This window comes from Labrenzia sp. R5_0 (assembly GCF_017743835.1).
Taxonomy (GTDB): domain Bacteria; phylum Pseudomonadota; class Alphaproteobacteria; order Rhizobiales; family Stappiaceae; genus Roseibium; species Roseibium algicola.
Window position 1 is genome coordinate 399,175 of record NZ_JAGHRK010000001.1, and the last position, 19,519, is coordinate 418,693.

The following is a 19,519-nucleotide window of genomic DNA, read 5'->3' on the forward strand; positions in this document are numbered from 1 at the left end:
CGGGAAGCGGTATTATAGGGACGGTCGCGATGAGCGCGGCCGAGGTACGGTCAACCGGTCCTGCATCCAAAACGGGTGACGTACGAAGTCGGACGTTTCAGTTCGTGACGACGTTGGGCGCGGGACGGCATAAACGGCGAAAGGCACAACACCTGACCATGACCTTTGAAAGTGGGCGGACAGACATGTCCTCTCCTCTGCAGGCTTCCGTAGGTAAAGAACTTGCGGCAGACCTCCTCGATACGGTCCTCACCAGTCTTGACGACTCCAAAGCTGAGGACGCTGTTACCCTCGACATCGCAGGCAAGAGTTCACTGGCCGATTACATGGTAATCGTGTCCGGTCGTTCCCATCGTCACGTGGGCGCGATTGCCGAGCACTTGCTGAAAGACCTCAAATCGGCCGGCGCCGGATCGGCAACGGTTGAGGGTCTGAACATTTGCGATTGGGTGCTGATCGATGCGGGTGATGTGATCGTACACATCTTCCGTCCGGAGGTTCGCGGCTTCTACAATCTTGAGAAGATGTGGGCACCGGAAGAGGATGCGGCACCGCATTACATCGGCTGAGCCGGCATTGAGGCCCTGAGGCAGGGCCTCCGTCTGCTGCCGGGCAGATTTATCACCGGATCGATCTCCGGCAGGGACTTATGCGCTTTACGCTCTTCTGCATTGGCAAAATGAAAGCCGGTGCGGACAAAGAACTTTTCGACCGATATATCGACCGCGCCCGCAAGACAGGCCGCGGTCTCGGCGTTACCGAAGTCATCCTCAACGAAATGCCGGAAAGCCGTGCACAGCGTGCCGATGACCGCAAGGCGGAAGAAGCGCGGGGAATTCTTGCCGCGCTCAATGCCGGTGCGCGGCTGGTGGTGCTGGACGAGAACGGCAAGAACCTGACCAGCCCGGCCTTCAGCCAGAAACTGGAAACCTGGAAGGATGAAGGTGTTCCCGACGTGGTCTTTGCCATTGGCGGAGCGGACGGTCACGGCCAGGAAGTTCTGAGCCGCGCCGACCTTAAACTCGCTCTTGGTGCCATGACCTGGCCGCATCAGATCGCCCGCATTCTTTTGGCGGAGCAGGTCTACCGTGCCATGACGATCCAGTCCGGTCACCCTTATCACCGTGTGTGAGACTTCTGAAAGAGCCCTGGGAGAGAACCGGTGATACCGGCACTTGAGACCGAAAGACTGATCCTGCGGCCGATGACCATGTTGGACTGGCCGGCGTACGAGGCTTTGATGGCCTCGGATCGATCCCGGTATATGGGAGGCCCGCTATCGCGGTTTGCAGCCTGGGGCCTGTTCTGCCACGACATTGCGCAATGGCAGTTGATGGGGCATGGGGCCCTGATGATGGAGGCGCGCGGCTCCGGCGAGGTCTTCGGTCAGGTCGGTATCAATCATGGTCCGCTTTTTCCGGAACATGAACTCGGCTGGTTCGTCTATGAGCATGCGGAGGGCAGGGGCTACGCTTTCGAGGCGGCCAGGGCCTTTCGTGACTGGGCACGGCAGGAGCGCCGTCTACCGTCGCTCGTCAGTTATATGGATCAGGAAAACACCCGCTCGGCGCGCCTTGCCAAACGGCTTGGAGCGCATCTCGATGTCGATGCTGCGCGCCCGGACCCCAAGGATATTGTCTACAGACATTACTGATCGTGAAGGACAGGAGATGGGGTTTCCGCCGGAAAACCTGTTGTCGTAACGGTACTATGACCAAAAATTAACGATTGAAACGGCGGAAAAAGGCGAGAATGCCTGTATCTCGCCGCATTCGCCACGTAACGGTCATCGATCAGACAGAAGAGGGAATGCGATCCTCGGTGGGAGTAGAAGTTAATTGACCGGTCACTAGGGTAAACGGTTCGTTAACGCAGACTGTGTATCGCATTGGAAGATAACCCTTTGGGAGCTTAGGCAGGTTGATAGCGGATCGCATGACAGCGGCGCGTTCGGAACTCGAGAGACGGAAGAAATTCCGCCCGCTCTTGAGTGGCCTGACTGCGGCCTTGCTCGTTCTGCCCCTGCCAGCCGGATCGACGGAAAGTGTCGATGAGACCACCACCCAGGAACAGGCGGCTCCGCCTGCTGAGGTGACTGCTGCACTGGAACGCAAGAAACAACGCGAAGAGGAACTTGCCGCGCTGTCGCGCGATATCGAGGTATCGACGGACCGGCAGGCGACCATCGCACGCGAAATCCGCGCACTTGATCGCGACCGGGACACGTTGAATGCCAAGATCATCAGCACGTCCGACACGATCAAGGGCCTTGAAGGCGAACTGACCGATACCGAGCGGCGGTTGCGCGCGCTGGGGGAGAACGAGGACGCGGTGCGCTTGTCGCTGATTGCTCGCCGCGACGTGCTGGCAGAAGTTCTGGCTGCCCTGCAGCGAATCGGACGCCGTCCGCCACCGGCGCTTGCCGTGCGCCCGAGCGACGCGCTGTCGGCTGTGCGCAGTGCGATTCTCCTGAACGCGGTCATGCCGGAGCTGAAGGTGGAAACCGAGGCACTGGCAGCAGATCTTGAGGAATTGCACCGCCTGAAGACGGTGATTGCTGAGGAAAAAAACCGCCTGCGCGGCGACGCGATGCGATTGGCTGAGGAAAAGTCCCGGCTGGAGCTTCTTCTGAGCGCGAAAAGGCAGGAACATCAAAGATCGGTACAGGACCTTCAGGAAGAGAAGGAGCGTGCAGCGGAACTTGCGGACAAGGCGGGATCTCTCCAAGAATTGATCGCGACCCTGGAAGTGGAAATCGAGAGCGCCCGCGAGGCGGCGGAAAAGTCGCGTCAGGCAGCACTCGAGGCCAGGAAAAATCCGTCGCGCTCATATGATCCCTTTGCGGATCCTGGGCGCTTGGCACCGGCCATTTCGTTCCAGGAAGCCAAGGGCAAGCTGCCTCAGCCTGTTGCCGGTACGCTTTTGAAGGACTATGGCCAGGAAGACGATTTCGGCGGTGTGACGGAGGGTCAATCTATCGCCACACGGCCTGGGTCCAATATTACGTCACCTGCCGACGGATGGGTGGTCTATTCCGGACCGTTTCGTTCGTTCGGACAGCTCTTGATCCTGAATACCGGCGACGGCTACCATGTGTTGCTGGCCGGAATGGACCGGATCGATGCGGAGTTGGGGCAATTTGTTTTGACCGGGGAACCGGTCGGAGTGATGGGCGCAACCCAGTGGGCAAGCGCTTCGACGTTCGGTTTGGGCTCGACCCAGCCGATCCTTTATGTTGAATTCCGGAAAGACGGTCGTGCGATCGATCCCACACCCTGGTGGGCACGCACTGAAGAAGAAAAGGCTCGCGGATGATACGGAAAGCTTCCTTGCTGCTTGTGGGTGCTCTCATGGGAGCAGCAGCAATCACGACACTGTCCCAGATGCCGATCAATGTCTCGGTAGCGGCCAATGCGGCGGCAACGGATACGTACCGGCAGCTTAACCTGTTTGGCGACGTGTTCGAACGCGTGCGGTCAGACTACGTGGAAGTCCCTGATGACGCCCAGCTCATCGAGAGCGCCATCAACGGCATGTTGACCTCCCTCGACCCGCACTCCAGCTACATGTCTCCGAAGAGCTTCCGGGACATGCAGGTGCAGACCCGCGGCGAATTCGGTGGTCTCGGCATTGAAGTCACCATGGAAGAAGGCCTCGTGAAGGTCGTGTCGCCGATCGACGATACGCCTGCCGCCAAGGCCGGTGTCCTGGCAGGTGACTACATCACCTACATCGACGGCGAACAGGTCCAGGGACTGACCCTCAACGAAGCGGTCGAAAAGATGCGCGGGCCGGTCAAGACGGACATCGTGGTCACGGTGCGCCGCAAGGGCCGCGCCGAGCCGTTCGACATCACCATCACCCGCGACATCATCCGCATCCGTTCGGTTCGCTGGCGGGAAGAGGATGACGTCGGATATGTTCGCGTCACCCAGTTCAACGAACAGACCTTCGACGGCCTGAAGGAAGGCATCGAGGAAATGACCGCGAACATCGGTGAAGACAAGCTCAAGGGCTTCGTCATCGATCTGCGCAACAACCCGGGTGGTCTGCTGGATCAGGCAATTGCCGTTTCCGACGCTTTCCTGGACCGTGGCGAGATTGTTTCGACACGTGGCCGTGAAGCCGACGAAACCCAGCGCTACAACGCACGGGCTGGCGACCTGACAACCGGCAAGCCGGTAATCGTGCTGGTCAACGGCGGCTCGGCCTCCGCTTCGGAAATCGTTGCAGGTGCGCTGCAGGATCATCGCCGGGCAACCATCCTCGGCACACGGTCCTTCGGCAAGGGCTCGGTTCAGACGATCATCCCGCTTGGTGCCAACGGCGCCATCCGCCTGACCACGGCTCGGTACTACACCCCGTCTGGCACATCGATCCAGGCCAAGGGCATCGTGCCGGACATTGAGTCCCTGCAGGATCTGCCGGACGATCTGGTCGGCCGTGTCGATACCAAGGGCGAAGCCGGTCTTCGTGGCCACCTGGAAGCTTCCGAAGGAGAGGAAGAATCCGGTAGCCAGGCCTATGTGCCGTCCGATCCGAAGGACGACACCCAGCTGAACCTGGCACTCGACCTTCTGCGCGGTAATCAGGTGAACAGCGCCTTCCCGCCGGTCTCCGACAGCGCGGCTGTCAAAAACTAAATCAAAAAACGCGCGCCGGTCCGCCGGCGCGCGACTTGTCGTTCTCGTTCTGCGTATATCAAAAACAAACTTTCCGGTTCGGGGATATCCTGAAACCGGGCAATAGGCTCAGGACGATATGTCGAGCGAAGATCTCACAGCTCCTTTAGGCATGGGCAAGCGGCGGCTGGTCAGGCTGCCGTTCGGTCTTATCGGGGTCGGAATTCTGAGCGTGATCCTCACTTCTACGCTCGTCTGGATCACTGTTGTCGACGACCCTCTTGGCGGAGAACCCGTTGCCGTTCTGCCGCTCGACGCCATCGTCGAAGGCGTGACCTCCCAGGACATCGAAGTGGTCGAGATCCGCCCGGGCATCAACGGTGACCTGGGCCCGAACCTGCGTCCGGAAAGTAGCAAGGATCTGCTTGGCCCGCGCTACGACATGGTCATGCGACCGGACGGACTGGGCCCGGAAGCTCCGGTAACCGGCCTGTCGATCAATCCGGACAGCCGTGTCAGCGAACGGTCCGATTTCGGGTTCCTGCCGAAGGTCAGCGATGCCGGGATCCGTCCGCTGGATGCCTATTCCCGGCCCATCGTTCGCGAGTTCACCTCGATCCCGAAAATTGCCGTCATCGTGACCGGGCTCGGCCTGAGTGAAACCGGTACCCAGAACGCTATTACCCGGTTGCCGGCCGATACGACCTTTGCACTTGCCCCTTATGGTGAAGACCTGGACCTGTGGATGCAGCAGGCCCGGACCAAGGGCCATGAACTGCTGCTGCAATTGCCGCTGGAGCCGTTCGATTTTCCCGACAATGACCCGGGCCCGCACACGCTGCTGGTCAGCCTGCGCCCCAATGAAATGATGGATCGGCTTGGGTTCCTGCTCACGCGGGCGACCAACTATGTCGGCGTCATTCCTGAAATGGGCGCGCGTTTCACGGCGACGAAACCCTCCATGGAGTTCCTTCTGGAAAAACTGAAGGCGCGTGGCCTGATGTTCGCCGACAACGGCACATCTTCCCGGTCCATCGCCGATGATGTCTCCAAGGAAATGCGCGTTCCCTTCAGTGGGGTGGACGTGGTGCTGGACGAAGTACCGCGTGAAGACGACATTAACGCCAAGCTGCTGCAGCTTGAAAGCGTTGCCCGTGCCCGCGGTGTCGCGGTGGCGACCGCATCCGCATTGCCCGTGACCGTGCGCCAGCTGGAAAAGTGGGTGCAGGATCTTGAAGAGCGCGGTCTCCAGCTGGTCCCCGTCAGCGCGACCATCGATCGATAATTCTGAGAAATTGAGCACCAAGAGGTATTCGTGACGAAGCTGGCACTCGGACCGGGATTTCCGGAACCCGTCGACGGTCTTCCCTATCGGCCCTGCGTCGGTATCATGCTGATCAACAAGGCAGGCAAGGTCTGGATCGGCAGCCGCGATGATGGGGGCAGTTCCTCCAACTACGAATATTGCTGGCAGATGCCGCAAGGCGGGATCGACAAGGGCGAAGCACCCGAGCCGGCTGCCCGGCGCGAGCTTTACGAGGAAACCTCGATCAAGTCCGTTTCCCTTCTGGAAGAAGCCCCGGAGTGGTTCGCCTACGACTATCCAGAAGACGTCGTCCGCGCATCGCGCAAGGGCAAGTATCGCGGTCAGGCTCAGCGCTGGATCGCCTACCGCTTCGACGGCTCGGAAGACGAAATTAATATCCTCACGCCACCGGACGGCCACACCGCGGAATTCAGCGAGTGGCGCTGGGAAGATGCCGACCGGCTGCCCGGTTTGATCGTGCCGTTCAAGCGCCCGGTCTATGAGCGCGTGGTTGCCGCGTTTTCACATCTGACCTCGTAAAACGAAGCTCATCCAACACCGGCTGAAAAGCCCCCTGGAACCTGCTGGGTTCGCGGTGCTTTTTGTCCGTGAGGTGCTCCAAAGCGTCAGCATTGGAGTCCCGCTTGTCGTTTTTCAAACAGACAGGCTGACTCGGCGCGGCTAACATCCGGACCAAAATGCGGGGTAGGTCCTGGGTTCGCCTGTTCGAACCATCAGCCGCACCCGCGAAGATCGAGAGAGGAGCGCGGACGCGAAATCCAGATGCGCTCCAGCAATACGGGAGGTACGCCAATGTCTTTCGGCAAGGGGCTTTCACGCAAGCCGTCCCAGCCAAAAGGGCGTCAATTGGAAGATGCGGCCCTGGACGAAGTCCGGAATTTGCTGGGTGATGAGCCGCGCCGGCGCGACCTGCTCATTGAACATCTGCACAAGATCCAGGACGCATTTGGCTGTCTTGAGGCTCGGCACCTGCGCGCATTGGCCGACGAGATGCGCCTGTCGCAGGCAGAGGTCTATGAGGTCGCGAGCTTTTACCACCATTTCGACATCGTACGGGAAGGAGATGCAAAGCCTGCACCTCTGACCATTCGTGTTTGCGACAGCGTTGCCTGCGCGCTCAAGGGGGCGGACGCTCTGGCCGCTGCGCTTGAAGTCGGGGTTGATCCGGCAAAAGTCCGCATCCAGAAAGTTCCGTGCATCGGTCGCTGTGCCGGTGCCCCGGCCGTGCAGGTCGGCAAGCGGGCCATCGACAACGCAAGCGAAGTGTCCGTGCGCTCTGCCTTGTTCGAAGGAACGTCCGATCCGGTGGTTCCCGATTACATCAAGCTGGATGCCTACCGCGAAGCTGGTGGTTACAAGTTGCTGGAGCGCGTGCGCGCGGGTGAACTGGATGCAGCGGCAATTGCGGACAAGGCGCTGGAAGCAGGCCTTCGCGGCCTGGGCGGTGCAGGCTTCCCGACCGGCACGAAATGGAAGATCGTCCACGACCTGCCGGCTCCGAAATACCTCACCATCAATGGCGATGAAGGCGAACCAGGCACGTTCAAGGACCGCGTTCACCTGGAACGCGACCCGCACCGGATGCTCGAGGGTGCGCTGATTGCCGCCCATGCGATTTCCGCCGCGCGCATCTATCTCTATATGCGCGACGAATACCCGGCGGTTCTCCAGATCCTGAAGACGGAAATCGAGGCCCTGCGCGAAGCGGGTATCATCACGACCATCGACATCGAACTGCGCCGCGGGGCGGGAGCCTATATCTGCGGCGAGGAAAGCGCGATGATCGAATCGATCGAAGGCAAGCGCGGCCTGCCGCGGCACCGCCCACCGTACATTGCCCAGGTCGGCCTGTTCGGTCGGCCGACGCTCAATCACAACATAGAAACCCTGTTCTGGATCAGGGATATCGTCGAGAAGGGCTCGGAGTGGTTTGCCGGCCACGGCCGCCGTGGTCACAAGGGCTACCGCTCCTTCTCGGTTTCCGGCCGTGTCAGGGACCCAGGCGTCAAGATGGCCCCGGCGGGGATCACCATGAACGAGCTTCTGGCAGAATACTGCGGTGGCATGGAAGAGGGGCACGTCTTCAAGGGCTACCTGCCCGGTGGCGCCTCCGGAGGCATCCTGCCCGCGTCTCTTGCCGACGAGCCGCTGGATTTCGGTACGCTCGATAAATACGGCTGTTTCATCGGCAGCCACGCCATCGTCGTTTTCTCCGATCAGGATGACATGCGCGATGTGGCATTGAACCTGATGCGCTTCTTCAAGCACGAGAGTTGCGGTCAGTGCACGCCCTGCCGCTCCGGAACGGAGAAGATGGAACATCTGCTGGCAGCAGGCGATTGGGACAAGACGAAGATCACGGATCTCGATGAAGTCATGCGATCGGCATCCATTTGCGGTCTTGGGCAGGCAGCCAGCAATCCGGTCACGTCGGTGCTGAAATTTTTCCCGGAGGAGTTCGAGAAATGAGCCAGGTCACTTTCTCCCTCGACGGTCGGATGGTCACCGCGGCAGACGGCGAAACCATCTGGCAAGTTGCCAAGCGCGAAGGCGTCGCCATTCCGCATCTCTGCCACAAGGACGCTCCGGGTTATCGCTCCGACGGCAATTGCCGTGCCTGTATGGTCGATATCGAGGGCGAGCGCGTGCTTGCCGCTTCCTGTATTCGCACCCCTGCCGAAGGCATGGTGGTGAAGACCGCCAGCGAACGGGCGTCCAAGGCACGCGAGATGGTGTTCGAACTTCTGGCAGCCGACCAGCCCTCGCGCGACCATCACCCTGACCCGGAAAGTGATTTCTGGAAATGGTCCGACCATGTCGGTGTTGCCACCAGCCGGTTTGCCCCATGCGCCAAACCGGCCCAGGACATTTCGCATCCGGCCATCGCGGTCAATCTGGACGCCTGCATCGCGTGTAATCTGTGCGAGCGAGCCTGCCGGGAAGTCCAGGTCAACGACGTTATCGGCATGGCGGATCGCGGTTCGCACACGGTGCCGGTGTTCGATCTGGCAGACCCTATGGGGCTTTCCACATGCGTTGCCTGCGGCGAATGCGTGTCGGCCTGTCCGACCGGGGCCCTGATGGAAAAGAGCCTTCTGGATGCCAGCGCCAGCAAGCGCGAGATCTTTGCCGAAGAAACCGTCGACAGCGTCTGTCCTTTCTGTGGTGTGGGCTGCCTGACGTCGGTCTCGGTGAAGGACGGCAAGATCGTCAGCGTCGAGGGACGCGACGGCCCGGCCAACGAGAACCGGCTCTGCGTCAAGGGCCGCTTCGGCTTCGACTATGTTTCCAGTCCCGAGCGCCTGACCAAGCCGCTGATCCGCCGGGACGATGCGCCCAAGCGTGGCGACATTGCCATGACACTGGAAAACCATCTCGACTATTTCCGTGAGGCAACCTGGGACGAAGCGCTCGAGCGAGCCGTTGGTGGTCTTAAAGCGGTTTATGACGCCAAGGGCGGCCGTGGTATTGCGGGCTTCGGCTCGGCCAAGGGCTCCAACGAAGAGGCTTATCTCTTCCAGAAGCTGATCCGCCAGGGTTTCCAGACCAACAATGTCGACCACTGCACCCGTCTCTGCCACGCTTCTTCCGTGGCTGCGCTCATGGAGGGCATCGGTTCGGGCGCAGTGACCGCCCCTTTCAATGCAGCCGGCGATGCAGACTGCATGATCGTGATCGGCGCTCGTCCGGAGCAGAACCACCCGGTTGCCGCGACCTACATCAAGCAGGCAGCCAAGAACGGCACAAAGCTGATCGTCATGGACCCGCGCGGCCAGGGGCTGATGCGCTTTGCGGACTACGGCTTGAAGTTCAAGCCGGGCACCGATGTGGCGATGTTGAACGCGATCCTCAACGTCATCATCACCGAAGGCCTCTACGACAGCCAGTATATCGCCGCTCACGTGGACGGCTTCGAGGCACTGAAGGAAAAGATCGTCGACTTCACGCCGGAAGCGATGGAGCCGGTCTGCGGCATCGACGCACAAACCCTGCGGGAAGTCGCAAGGCTTTATGCCACCAGTGCCAAGTCGATCATCTTCTGGGGCATGGGCGTTTCGCAGCATGTCCACGGCACCGACAACGTCCGCTGCCTGATCGCCATGGCGCTGACAACCGGCCAGATAGGCCGCCCAGGCACGGGCCTGCATCCCCTGCGCGGTCAGAATAACGTGCAAGGGGCATCCGACGCCGGCCTCATTCCGATGGTGTTTCCGGACTATCGTTCAGTTGAAAACCCGGACATCCGCGCCGAATTCGAAGACGCCTGGGGCCGCACGCTCGACCCCGTGCGCGGTTTGACAGTGGTGGAGATCATGGACGATATCCTGGATGGTGGCATCGAGGCGATGTTCGTTCAGGGTGAAAACCCGGCCATGTCCGATCCGGACCAGGCCCATGCCCGCAAGGCACTGGCCAGTCTGAAACATCTTGTGGTTCAGGATATCTTCCTGACCGAAACCGCCTGGCATGCGGACGTGATCCTGCCTGCCTCCGCCCATGCGGAAAAGCTCGGCACGTTCACGAACACCAACCGCCAGGTTCAGATCGGCCGTCCTTGCGTGCCGATGCCCGGTGAAGCACGCGCCGACTGGCAGATCCTCATCGATATCGCCAACCGCCTGGGCCTGAACTGGACCTATGACGGCGTCCCGGCGATTTATGAGGAAATGCGGTCGCACATGAATTCGCTGAGCAACATTTCCTGGGAAAGGCTGGAGCGCGACGGTACGGTCACCTATCCGGCAGATGCCCCGGACAAGCCTGGCAACGAGATCCTGTTCGGCCAGTCCTTCCCGACGGCAGATGGCCGCGGACGCATCGTGCCGACGGATCTGGTGCCGCCGGATGAACTTCCCGACGATGATTTCCCGTTGGTGCTGACCACGGGGCGTATGCTGGAGCATTGGCACACCGGTGCCATGACGCGGCGTGCGGAAGTGCTCAATGCCATCGAACCGGAGCCAGTCGTTTCCATGAACCCGCGCGATATCGAGCGCTCGGGTCTGGACATCGGCCAGCAGGTGAGGGTGGAAACACGGCGCGGCGCGATCACATTGACCCTGCGCGCCGACCGGGACGTATCGACAGGCATGCTCTTCATCCCGTTCTGCTTCAGCGAAGCCCCGGCCAACTTCCTGACCAACCCGCAGCTGGATCCCTTCGGCAAGATCCCGGAGTTCAAGTTCTGTGCGGCGCGGATCGGAACGGTCGGACAGCAGCAGGCGGCAGAGTGACGCCGGGTCTCGCCACAACTCAAGGAACGAGCTAACTGCCTTAAGGTAAAAAAGGGCGGCCACTGGCCGCCCTTTTGGTATTCGCATTCACGTGGTCAGAGCAATCAATTGGCAACAATCTTGACTGCAAGCAGATCCGGCAGGGTTTGCGGTGCTGCCATCGAACCCAGGATCTGTGCCAGCGGAACCGGGTTCGGCGGTGTCAGGGTGACCTTCAGTTCCCCCGGATTGTCGAGGAACTTGGACGCTGCTTCAGTAACCATCTGCGTAAAGGCCGCATTCTGGATCGGCGCGGTCATTTGCGTCGCCTGTGCCACCAAGGCTTCCCGGAAGACATTTTCGGGGATGTTCTGAGCTGCGGCAATGTGGGCCAGGCCCTTCTTGGTGAGGCCGGCATCCTTGAAGGTCAGGGATGCATCGACGAACTGGGCAACAACAAGGGCCATTTGTCCCTGGTTCTCGGGATCCTCGAACAGGGATTTCGGTACGTTTGCAAGACGTGCGGACAATTCGGCGCGGCCGAGCCCTTCGACATCCACCATCATACGCTCCAGGCGCAGTTCCAGCGTTGCCTCGTCCCAGTAGAGCCGGGTCTCGTCGGACCAGACGACCGTTTCCAGACCGAGAGCTTCCAGCAATTCCTGGGCTTCCGGGTCATCAATGGCCGCGACAGGTACTTTCAGCCCTTCGGTCCTGGCGTGAAAGCTGGTCGGGATTGGCGGCACTGTGGTGGACAGCGTCATCTCGGCTCTGCCGATTTCGGTCCGACCGAGGTCGGGCACGGCAACGTCCAGTCCTTCCAGTTCATAGCCGAAAGAGCGCGGCATGAACGCGCGGGCCACTTCCATCGGGTGATCCTCGCCGAAGCTCGGGTCCGCCATCAATGTACTGATCATGGCACGCATGGGCGTATATTCGGCGAATTCGATGTCGCCAATCGCCGCCCAGTCGATCTTGACCGATGCACCTTCCGGCAGGTCCGGGGCATCGAGACCGACCATCATCATTTCGCCGATACCGTCGGAGTTGATCTCCGACATGGACATTTCCTTGATGGCGATTTCCATCGGCTTTTCTGGACCAGGCGTCGGCACGGTCACGTTGATACCGCTGATGCGGGCATCGGTAACGCCGAACGACCGGTAGAACTGGAATACGCCGGTGATCAATTCTTCAGGAGCTGGAACCTGCTTGGCGAACAGACCGTCAAACAGGGCAAGGATGTTGTTTTCACGCTTCAGAACGGTGACTTCTGAAATCGAGGTCTTGTCGACGGCAATCTCAATCGCAAGCCCATCGGCGATGTCCTGTTTGGACTTGTAGTCGATCGCCGACGCCGAGCCGAGCATGACAACTTCATCGCCGGTTTCGGGAACATCGGGGTCAAACAGATCGAAGAACGCGGCCGCGTCCATGTCCGTGTAAACGGTCTTGCCCTGGCTGGTGGTCTGGTTCAGCATCTGGCCCGAAGTCGTGTCCAGGGTCTGCATCGACTGGCTCATGCTGTCGATCGTGTATTCCCCGATCCGGCCATCCACAGCGTCGGCCATGCGGTAGCCCGCAATCTGCATGGTGCCTGACAGAACAAGAGTGTCCTTGCCGTCTTCGATCTCATGCGCCTCGATGGTCATCGCCGTGTTGTCGGCCTTGACTTCGTCGTAGGAAGTCAGGAGGGCGGCCTTCACGAACGGCAGCCAGCGGCTGACCTGGTGCGCCTCGTCTTCTGCCGGCACTTCCGGCATGGTGAAGCTGTAGTTCGTCGCGGAAACTCCGCTCAACCGGCCGTCGATCTTCAACCGGCCCTTGCCTTCGGCGCTGGCGGAAAGAACCATTTCTGAATCGTCGGAATAGACCCAGCTTGCGGCGTCAAAGTCGCCGTCTTCATGGCTGAGACCTGTAATGGTGACCGTGCCGCTGCTGAATGAAAGCGAATAGGTCAGGTCGGTCAGCTTTTCCGGTTCGATATCCGTCGCGCCGTCATTGCCCGTGACATCCGTTTCCTCGGCCGGAATATCCTCGATGGTTCCGCTCAAGGAGATCGTGCTGTCGGTGAGGGTCAGCGTGTCGGTACCTTCGTCGTAAGCGACGCTACCGTTTTCGACCTCGACACCAAGGCTCTTCAAACCTTCTACATAAGCTTCATAGGCGGTCTCGCCGGTGTCTTGCGCAAGGGCGGAGCCGGAAACCAGCGCAAGCGCGGTGCCGAGCATGAGGAGCCGGACGCGGGCCCTGGCTGGTTTGGATGAGAAAACGGAGGCGGGCTGAAAATTCAATGTCGTGGCTCCAATAAAATGATCGGAATCGAGCGGTTTGAACGAGATCGGTCCCGATAGGGTTGGACGTCCAAGTCCTCATCAAGACCTAGGCCATTCCATGACTATGTACCAATCACATGACAAGGTCGAATCGGGAAAAGCCGGATCAGGATTGCGCGAGGAGCCATTCAGAACGCACGGTCTCGTCGGTTTCGACGCGCAACGCCGCGGTTTTGCGGGCCTGAAAATCTTCCTGTGCAGAAAGTTGGCCGAGTGCCCAGACGGCGGTGCCGCGAACAAGGGCGTCGGCATCGTCGAGCAGTGCTTCGATCTTGCCGAGCAGTTCAGTTTCTCCGGAATTGCCGGCGGCAATCAAAACGTTGCGCAGAAACTTTCCCCGTCCGATCCGTTTCACCGGTGATCCGGAAAAGAGCTGGCGGAAAGCTGCGTCGTCCAGCGACAGGAGGTCTGCAAGCTTCGGGGTAATCATCTCCTCCCGGGCAATCAACTTGGCCTCCCGGGCAGCTTCGGCAAATTTGTTCCAGGGACAGGCAGCCAGGCAATCGTCACAGCCATAAATACGGTTTCCGATGGCTTTGCGAAACGCGTCCGGAATAGGGCCGGGGTGTTCGATGGTGAGGTAGGAAATGCAGCGCCTCGCATCGAGCTGATAAGGCGCGGGAAATGCGTTCGTCGGGCAACTGTCGAGGCAGGCGCGGCAGGAGCCGCAATGATCGCGTTCCGCACCGCTCGGCGGCAGATCCAGTGTGGTGAAGATCGAGCCGAGGAAAAACCAGGACCCGAGATCACGTGACACAAGGTTCGTGTGCTTGCCCTGCCAGCCAAGCCCGGCAGCCTCCCCGAGCGGCTTTTCCATCACCGGTGCGGTATCGACGAACACCTTCACGTCTCCACCGGACCGGGAAACCAGGAAGCTGGCCAGTTCCTTCAAGCGCCCCTTGATGACATCGTGATAGTCGCGGTGTCGCGCATAGACGGAAATGCCGCCGCTGGTCTTGTCGGCCAGATGGGCGAGGGGATGTTCGTGTGGTGCGCTGCCTGGGCCATAGTTCATTGCCAGCATGATGACAGAGCGAACCTCCGGCCATAGCGCTTGAGGTGAGTATCGGCGGTCGGCGGTTTCCGCCATCCAGCCCATGCTGCCTTCATAGCCCTTGTCCAGGAAGTGCCGCAGGCGTTCGCCCGCCTCCGGAATGCTGTCGGCAGCGGCAATCTTCACGCCGTCGAAACCGAGGGCGCGGGCCTTCTCCTCAAAGGCGGTCAGAAGCTTTTGGGTCTTTCGGTCCAAGGCCTTCGGCTGCTCGCTGGAACAACGTTCAGTTCAACCGGAACCGGTTGAACGCACGAAGAATGCGTCAGAAATCGAGATCCGCATAGGTCTGTGCGGCCGGCATGCCCAGCACCTTCTCGCCCAGGAGCGGGCGCATCGACGGCCGCGACTTGACCCGCGCATACCAGCTCTTGATGTCTTCCTGATCGCTCCAAGGCACTTCGCCCAGATAGTCGGCACACGACAGGGAGGCCGCAAGGGCGAAGTCGGCGAAGGTCAGCCGGTCGCCGGCAACCCAGCGGCGGGAGGCGACCAGATAGCCGAAGTACTTCAGGTGGTGATGGATGTTCGCCCGGGCAACGCGCAGGGCTGCCGAATCCGGTTCACCGCCGCCGGCGGACTTCGGCATGATCTGCTTGTAGATGCGTTCGCGCACAAGATGACCGATCACTTCCTGATCGAACTTGCCTAGGCTCCACTCGACCAGGCGTCTCGTTTCTGCACGGGCATCGGGATGATCCGGCATCAACCGGCGGTCGGCAACCGCATAGCCCCGGGTTTCGTCCAGATACTCCATGATTGGTCCGGCGCCGCAAATGGCAGGGCCTTCGTTTTCCACGATAACCGGCACGGTGCCTGCCGCGTTCAGCACCAGGAGCGCCTGAGGCCGCTCCCATGGGTTCACGTGATGCTCCTCGAAGGCGGCTCCGTATTCGCTCAGGATGAGCCGGATGAACCTTGAAGATGGCGAGAACGGATGATGGTAGAGCGTCAGCATGAAGGGGTTAAGAGCCTGAACTGTGGCAAGACTACGTCAAAGCGAATGCCGAATGCTGCAATCGCCTTAACGGAGAGTTTGCCCCGAATATGGTTATCAAGGGTTTGACGGCGTGACTTCGCTTCGTCAAATAAGCGGCGACTTGGGAGACGCCCTGAGTCGCGAGACATACTTGGTCAGGCTGGTTTTCATCAAGCCATTTGGAGACAAGATACACAATGGACGGCCAAACGATTGTTAATGCTCTCATTTTGGGGATTGTCGAAGGTCTGACCGAGTTCATTCCCGTCTCGTCTACCGGTCACATCCTGCTGCTGGGGCATTTTCTCGGCTTCGACAGCACAGGTAAAACTTTCGAGGTTCTGATCCAGCTCGGCGCCATTCTGGCGATCCTGTCGGTTTATTTCGGCCGTTTGTGGACGCTTCTGGTCACGCTGCCAAGCGATCCCTCCAGCCGGCGCTTCGTGGCCGGTATCCTGATCGCCTTCCTGCCGGCCGCCGTCATCGGCGTGCTGCTGCATGGTTTCATCAAGGAAGTGCTGTTCGAAACGCCCGCGCTTATCTGCACGACGTTGCTGCTCGGTGGCATCGTCCTTCTGTGGATCGACCGCCTGCCGCTGAAGCCGCGCTATACAAATGTGATGGATTACCCGCTGTCGCTCTGCCTGAAGATCGGCTTTTGCCAGTGCCTTGCCATGGTGCCCGGCGTTTCACGCTCCGGTGCGACCATTGCCGGTGCATTGCTGATGGGCACCGACAAGCGCTCGGCGGCCGAATTCTCGTTCTTTCTGGCCATGCCGACAATGGCCGGCGCCTTTGCCTACGATCTCTACAAGAACCGCAACGTGCTCTCAATGGACGATGCCATGCTCATTGGTATCGGTTTTGTCGCGTCTTTCATCGCCGGTGTGTTTGTGGTCAAGGGGCTGCTCGACTTCGTCTCCAAACACGGCTTCGCGCCCTTTGCCTGGTGGCGCATTTTCGTCGGCATTGCCGGTTTCGCCGGGCTTTATTTTCTGGGCTGAGGCCGCTTTACCAATGTCCGGATCGGCGCGAATATTTTGCTGCGCTTGTCCGGACCGATGGAGCGAGTGTGACGGGGCTTGGCTCAGGCTGAACGGTTGAGCTGTCTCTTGGCCGTATAGGTCCCCGCCAGGGCCTCCAGTTCGCTTGCAAGCTCCTGACGGAGGTCCTCCGGGCCAAGCAGTTCCGCCCCCGGCCCGAGCCAGCGGACGAGCGGCAATATGCGGGCCCGCTCGGTGGAGGGGATGCTGACGAGGATCCGGCCTTCTTCGGCCGGTGTGAAGACAGCGTGACGGTAATACCAGTCGGCGCTCAGCTTCTTTGCCTGTGCGGCAGTGATCAGGATCTCGGCAATCGCTTCTTCCTGCTCCCAGCGACGCATCGCCTGCGACAGCCATGCCCCGCCGAGAAGGCTCTTGATGGAGAAGGTCTTGTCGGGCCGGAAAAAGAGCCCGCTGATTTCCAGATCCCGCACCCGGTCCGCCCGATAGACCTTGAGCGTGTCCGTATCGACGCAGCGTCCGGCCAGGTACCAAAGGTCCCGGTCGAACATGACCCCATAGGGTTCGACGTCATGGGCTTTCACGGTCCGCCTTGTGGGGTTGACGTGTTCGAAGCGGACCCGTTTGCCATCCAGGATACCAGTCATGAAACCGTCGAGGGCCTTCTGCCAGTCGCCCGTCGGTTCCGCCTTTGTGCCGGAATGAAAGATGTCGGGCGGGATTGGTTCGATGCCCACGATCCTGTCTGCCTCTTTCAATAGCCCGTGAACCGTTTTGGGCAGGGACGCAAGCAGCTTCTTTTCTGCTGCCGCAAGATCGTCTGCAAGCGGCACCGTGCGGCTGGAGCGCACCAGTGCCATTGCTGCCAGCAGGGCGGCGGTCTCATTGCGGGTCAGTGCCACGGGTGGCTGAAGATAACCGCTGGCAAGCCGGTAGCCGCCTTCCGCACCACGCTCCGCATCCACCGGAACGCCAAGCGCGATCAGCCTGTCGATGTCGCGATAGATCGTGCGATGGGAAACGTGAAACCGTTCGGCAAGTACGGTTGCCGGGACAAGTTTGCCGCCGGTCAGCAGAAGCAGGATGCCGAGTGCGCGTTCAATCGGGTTCATGGAAAATCGGGCTCTGTGAGGTCGGAACAAAAAAAATCATAACCTGAGAACAGAACGGGATCAAACATGACTCACTGCTGTCAGGATTGATTTGCCATTCTCATCTCGTCCCCAGAAAGGAACGGGCGTTCAGCCCTTAGGAGAAGAGAGATGAGCCTTGAGATCGACACCATTTTCCGCAGCCGCGCAAACAGCCGCAGTGTTCTGTTTTCTGCCCTTCGTGTTTGTGTGGCAGAGTTCCGGAATTATCTTCGCCGCCGGGAAACTAACCGAGCACTTTCTCGCCTGAACGAGAGTGAGTTGAAGGATATCGGCCTGCAACGCACAGAGCTCGGCTACAGCGAGCTGCACGACGACCGCTTCAAGTTGGGGCCTCGGCGTGGATAATTTTTTCCGGCGGCTGGCAAGTTCTCCTGTCAGCCGCCGGATCCGCGCATCAATGCCTTTATCTCCGGCTTGTTCCAGGCAAAGAACATCACCACAAGAGCGGTGAGAGCCGCGATGATCACACCGTAGAACGGAAGATCCAGATCAAGCCCGATCAGTTCCCCGCCCAGCAACGAGATCACGCCCGCCACCAAGGTGAAGACGGCAATGGTCACACCCATGACCCATCCCTGTTCCTTGTCGCTGACGGCTGCCGAATAAAGCCCGAGAAACGTCGGATAGGCGATGCCGAAGGCGAAGTAGAAACAGAAGACCGGCACATAGGTCAGAATTGCGCTGGGCGAGGCTATGAAAGCTGCCGCCGACACTGCCCAGACCGTGAAGGTCATGCCCAGAATAGCTTCCTTGCTGAACCGCTTTTGCGCCGGCACAACCAGAAACGTGCTGGAAAAGGCGAGGGCAATGCCGATCGTCAGCATCACCATCGAACCGCCGAGCGTGCCGTAACCGAAGCGGCTGGTCAGGTAGTTGTCGACGAAGATGTAGAAAGACAGGTTGGCGACGTGAAAGAAGAAGAACACCACTTTCAGCCGCATCACTGTCGGATACTTGCGGATACGCCACAGAAGCTCGAGGATTTCCGAAGGCCTGAACACGAATTTCTGCCGCTCCGCCTCGGCGTCGTGTGCATCCTTGAATGAGAATATCACCAGCAGGATGGCAATCAGCACCAGTACGAAACAGGCATAGAACGGCAGTTTGATGCTCGCCAGGTCGCCAAGAAGGACCGGGTCCGACAGGAGACCGCCGAGTAGCGGGCCGCCGACCAGCCCGAAGCTGACGCCGGTGATGATATAGCCCATGTTCCGGTTGCGGTCCTCGTCATCCGTGCTGCCATCGATCATCGCGGCCTGTGCGATCGGCTGGTTGCCCGCAGTCAGCCCGGTGATCGCGCGGCCCAGGATCAGGAGCAGGAAGCTGTTGAGATAGAGCGCTGCTATGGTGAGCGCATAGCCGCCGAGCGCGCCGAACAGGCAGATCAGGATCGCGTTCTTGCGGCCGATGACATCCGACAGTTTGGAGATGTAGGGCGCACCGAAGAACCAGCACAAGAAGAAGATGCCGATGATGAGGCCGTAATCGAAATGGCGCATCGCGTCGCTGGTGGACTGCGGCAACATCGACGTCGACGGTTCCATCACCAGGGAATTGATGATCGGAAACACCAGCCCCTGGCCGAGCAGGTCGACAAAGACAACAAAAAGTAACGTGACCTTGGCAAGAAATGACATCTGCGCCTCCCGTCAATTTTGACGGTAGGCGAAGGAGCGGGATGCGGCAACGAAAAGCTGTGCCGGGTAGGGGCGGCGGATGAACGGTGCCGCTTGCAGATGAACTGCTGGAGTGCGCATACCCGCCCGGCACCGGGCAGGTTTCTTTCAACAGAAAACGGGCCCCGAAGGGCCCGTCGAAGAAGTCAGGTGCAAG

Annotated in this window: 16 protein-coding genes; 11 read left to right on the forward strand and 5 right to left on the reverse strand. The window is 60.0% G+C overall.

All coding sequences use genetic code 11. The annotated features are described in order from the left end of the window. Window positions 1-185 precede the first annotated feature (185 nt). The 9 genes from rsfS to fdhF all read left to right on the forward strand — a co-directional run bounded on the left by rsfS (window position 186) and on the right by fdhF (window position 11,183). Window positions 186-569 carry a ribosome silencing factor gene (gene rsfS / locus J7447_RS01835; protein ID WP_023001680.1) on the forward strand — a complete coding sequence of 128 codons (384 nt, stop codon included), beginning with the start codon at window positions 186-188 and terminating at the stop codon, window positions 567-569. 80 nt (window positions 570-649) lie between these two features. Then, window positions 650-1,132, forward strand: coding sequence for a 23S rRNA (pseudouridine(1915)-N(3))-methyltransferase RlmH (gene rlmH, locus J7447_RS01840; protein ID WP_209168561.1), 483 nt, complete (start codon window positions 650-652; stop codon window positions 1,130-1,132). A gap of 30 nt (window positions 1,133-1,162) precedes the next feature. Next, a complete protein-coding gene (locus J7447_RS01845; protein ID WP_353653738.1) occupies window positions 1,163-1,654 on the forward strand; it encodes a GNAT family N-acetyltransferase in 492 nt (163 codons plus the stop codon). Window positions 1,655-1,935: 281 nt separating this feature from the next. Beyond that, complete coding sequence (locus J7447_RS01850) at window positions 1,936-3,315, forward strand: peptidoglycan DD-metalloendopeptidase family protein (RefSeq protein ID WP_055658261.1); 1,380 nt, start codon at window positions 1,936-1,938, stop codon at window positions 3,313-3,315. After that, window positions 3,312-4,643, forward strand: coding sequence for a S41 family peptidase (locus J7447_RS01855; protein WP_023001676.1), 1,332 nt, complete (start codon window positions 3,312-3,314; stop codon window positions 4,641-4,643). The genes J7447_RS01850 and J7447_RS01855 overlap by 4 nt, the downstream gene beginning before the upstream one ends. A gap of 118 nt (window positions 4,644-4,761) precedes the next feature. Then, window positions 4,762-5,907 (forward strand): divergent polysaccharide deacetylase family protein, encoded by a 1,146-nt coding sequence (locus J7447_RS01860; protein ID WP_208984457.1) that lies wholly within the window; start codon window positions 4,762-4,764, stop codon window positions 5,905-5,907. Between the two features lie 30 nt (window positions 5,908-5,937). Continuing rightward, window positions 5,938-6,468 (forward strand): RNA pyrophosphohydrolase, encoded by a 531-nt coding sequence (locus tag J7447_RS01865; protein WP_023001674.1) that lies wholly within the window; start codon window positions 5,938-5,940, stop codon window positions 6,466-6,468. Window positions 6,469-6,741: 273 nt separating this feature from the next. Then, window positions 6,742-8,418, forward strand: coding sequence for an NAD(P)H-dependent oxidoreductase subunit E (locus tag J7447_RS01870; RefSeq protein WP_209168562.1), 1,677 nt, complete (start codon window positions 6,742-6,744; stop codon window positions 8,416-8,418). After that, window positions 8,415-11,183 carry a formate dehydrogenase subunit alpha gene (gene fdhF, locus J7447_RS01875; protein WP_209168563.1) on the forward strand — a complete coding sequence of 923 codons (2,769 nt, stop codon included), beginning with the start codon at window positions 8,415-8,417 and terminating at the stop codon, window positions 11,181-11,183. Before J7447_RS01870 ends, fdhF begins: the two co-directional genes overlap by 4 nt. A gap of 104 nt (window positions 11,184-11,287) precedes the next feature. On the opposite strand, the gene J7447_RS01880 is transcribed toward fdhF, so the two are convergent. The 3 genes from J7447_RS01880 to J7447_RS01890 form a co-directional block, all read right to left on the reverse strand. Then, window positions 11,288-13,456, reverse strand: a complete 2,169-nt coding sequence (locus tag J7447_RS01880) for a hypothetical protein (RefSeq protein ID WP_209168564.1) — start codon at window positions 13,454-13,456, stop codon at window positions 11,288-11,290. A 148-nt stretch (window positions 13,457-13,604) separates the two neighbouring features. Further along, complete coding sequence (gene queG / locus J7447_RS01885; protein WP_209168565.1) at window positions 13,605-14,747, reverse strand: tRNA epoxyqueuosine(34) reductase QueG; 1,143 nt, start codon at window positions 14,745-14,747, stop codon at window positions 13,605-13,607. 67 nt (window positions 14,748-14,814) lie between these two features. Further along, entirely contained in the window at window positions 14,815-15,507 is a 693-nt protein-coding gene (locus tag J7447_RS01890; RefSeq protein WP_023001669.1) for a glutathione S-transferase family protein, read from the reverse strand. Between the two features lie 218 nt (window positions 15,508-15,725). On the opposite strand from J7447_RS01890, the gene J7447_RS01895 reads away from it, so the two are divergent. Further along, complete coding sequence (locus J7447_RS01895) at window positions 15,726-16,532, forward strand: undecaprenyl-diphosphate phosphatase (protein ID WP_055658273.1); 807 nt, start codon at window positions 15,726-15,728, stop codon at window positions 16,530-16,532. Between the two features lie 83 nt (window positions 16,533-16,615). Here the strand turns inward: J7447_RS01895 and J7447_RS01900 are convergent, their stop codons facing one another. Beyond that, complete coding sequence (locus J7447_RS01900; protein ID WP_209168566.1) at window positions 16,616-17,644, reverse strand: WYL domain-containing protein; 1,029 nt, start codon at window positions 17,642-17,644, stop codon at window positions 16,616-16,618. Window positions 17,645-17,794: 150 nt separating this feature from the next. Here J7447_RS01900 and J7447_RS01905 point away from each other — a divergent pair, with 150 nt between their 5' ends. Next, on the forward strand, window positions 17,795-18,031 hold the full coding sequence (locus J7447_RS01905) for a DUF1127 domain-containing protein (protein ID WP_023001666.1): 237 nt from the start codon (window positions 17,795-17,797) through the stop codon (window positions 18,029-18,031). Window positions 18,032-18,060: 29 nt separating this feature from the next. Here the strand turns inward: J7447_RS01905 and J7447_RS01910 are convergent, their stop codons facing one another. Next, window positions 18,061-19,323: an MFS transporter gene (locus tag J7447_RS01910; RefSeq protein WP_209168567.1), complete on the reverse strand. Its 1,263-nt coding sequence runs from the start codon at window positions 19,321-19,323 to the stop codon at window positions 18,061-18,063. Between the last annotated feature and the right edge of the window lie 196 nt (window positions 19,324-19,519).

What these genes read in the sequence shown, in the direction of transcription:
- J7447_RS01870 (WP_209168562.1), top strand. Translation starts at nt 6,742, where the DNA reads ATGTCTTTCGGCAAGGGGCTTTCACGCAAGCCGTCCCAGCCAAAAGGG.
- J7447_RS01860 (WP_208984457.1), top strand. Translation starts at nt 4,762, where the DNA reads ATGTCGAGCGAAGATCTCACAGCTCCTTTAGGCATGGGCAAGCGGCGG.
- J7447_RS01895 (WP_055658273.1), top strand. Translation starts at nt 15,726, where the DNA reads ATGGACGGCCAAACGATTGTTAATGCTCTCATTTTGGGGATTGTCGAA.
- J7447_RS01905 (WP_023001666.1), top strand. Translation starts at nt 17,795, where the DNA reads ATGAGCCTTGAGATCGACACCATTTTCCGCAGCCGCGCAAACAGCCGC.
- fdhF (WP_209168563.1), top strand. Translation starts at nt 8,415, where the DNA reads ATGAGCCAGGTCACTTTCTCCCTCGACGGTCGGATGGTCACCGCGGCA.
- J7447_RS01855 (WP_023001676.1), top strand. Translation starts at nt 3,312, where the DNA reads ATGATACGGAAAGCTTCCTTGCTGCTTGTGGGTGCTCTCATGGGAGCA.
- J7447_RS01890 (WP_023001669.1), bottom strand. Translation starts at nt 15,507, where the DNA reads ATGCTGACGCTCTACCATCATCCGTTCTCGCCATCTTCAAGGTTCATC.
- J7447_RS01910 (WP_209168567.1), bottom strand. Translation starts at nt 19,323, where the DNA reads ATGTCATTTCTTGCCAAGGTCACGTTACTTTTTGTTGTCTTTGTCGAC.
- rlmH (WP_209168561.1), top strand. Translation starts at nt 650, where the DNA reads ATGCGCTTTACGCTCTTCTGCATTGGCAAAATGAAAGCCGGTGCGGAC.
- J7447_RS01900 (WP_209168566.1), bottom strand. Translation starts at nt 17,644, where the DNA reads ATGAACCCGATTGAACGCGCACTCGGCATCCTGCTTCTGCTGACCGGC.
- rsfS (WP_023001680.1), top strand. Translation starts at nt 186, where the DNA reads ATGTCCTCTCCTCTGCAGGCTTCCGTAGGTAAAGAACTTGCGGCAGAC.
- J7447_RS01850 (WP_055658261.1), top strand. Translation starts at nt 1,936, where the DNA reads ATGACAGCGGCGCGTTCGGAACTCGAGAGACGGAAGAAATTCCGCCCG.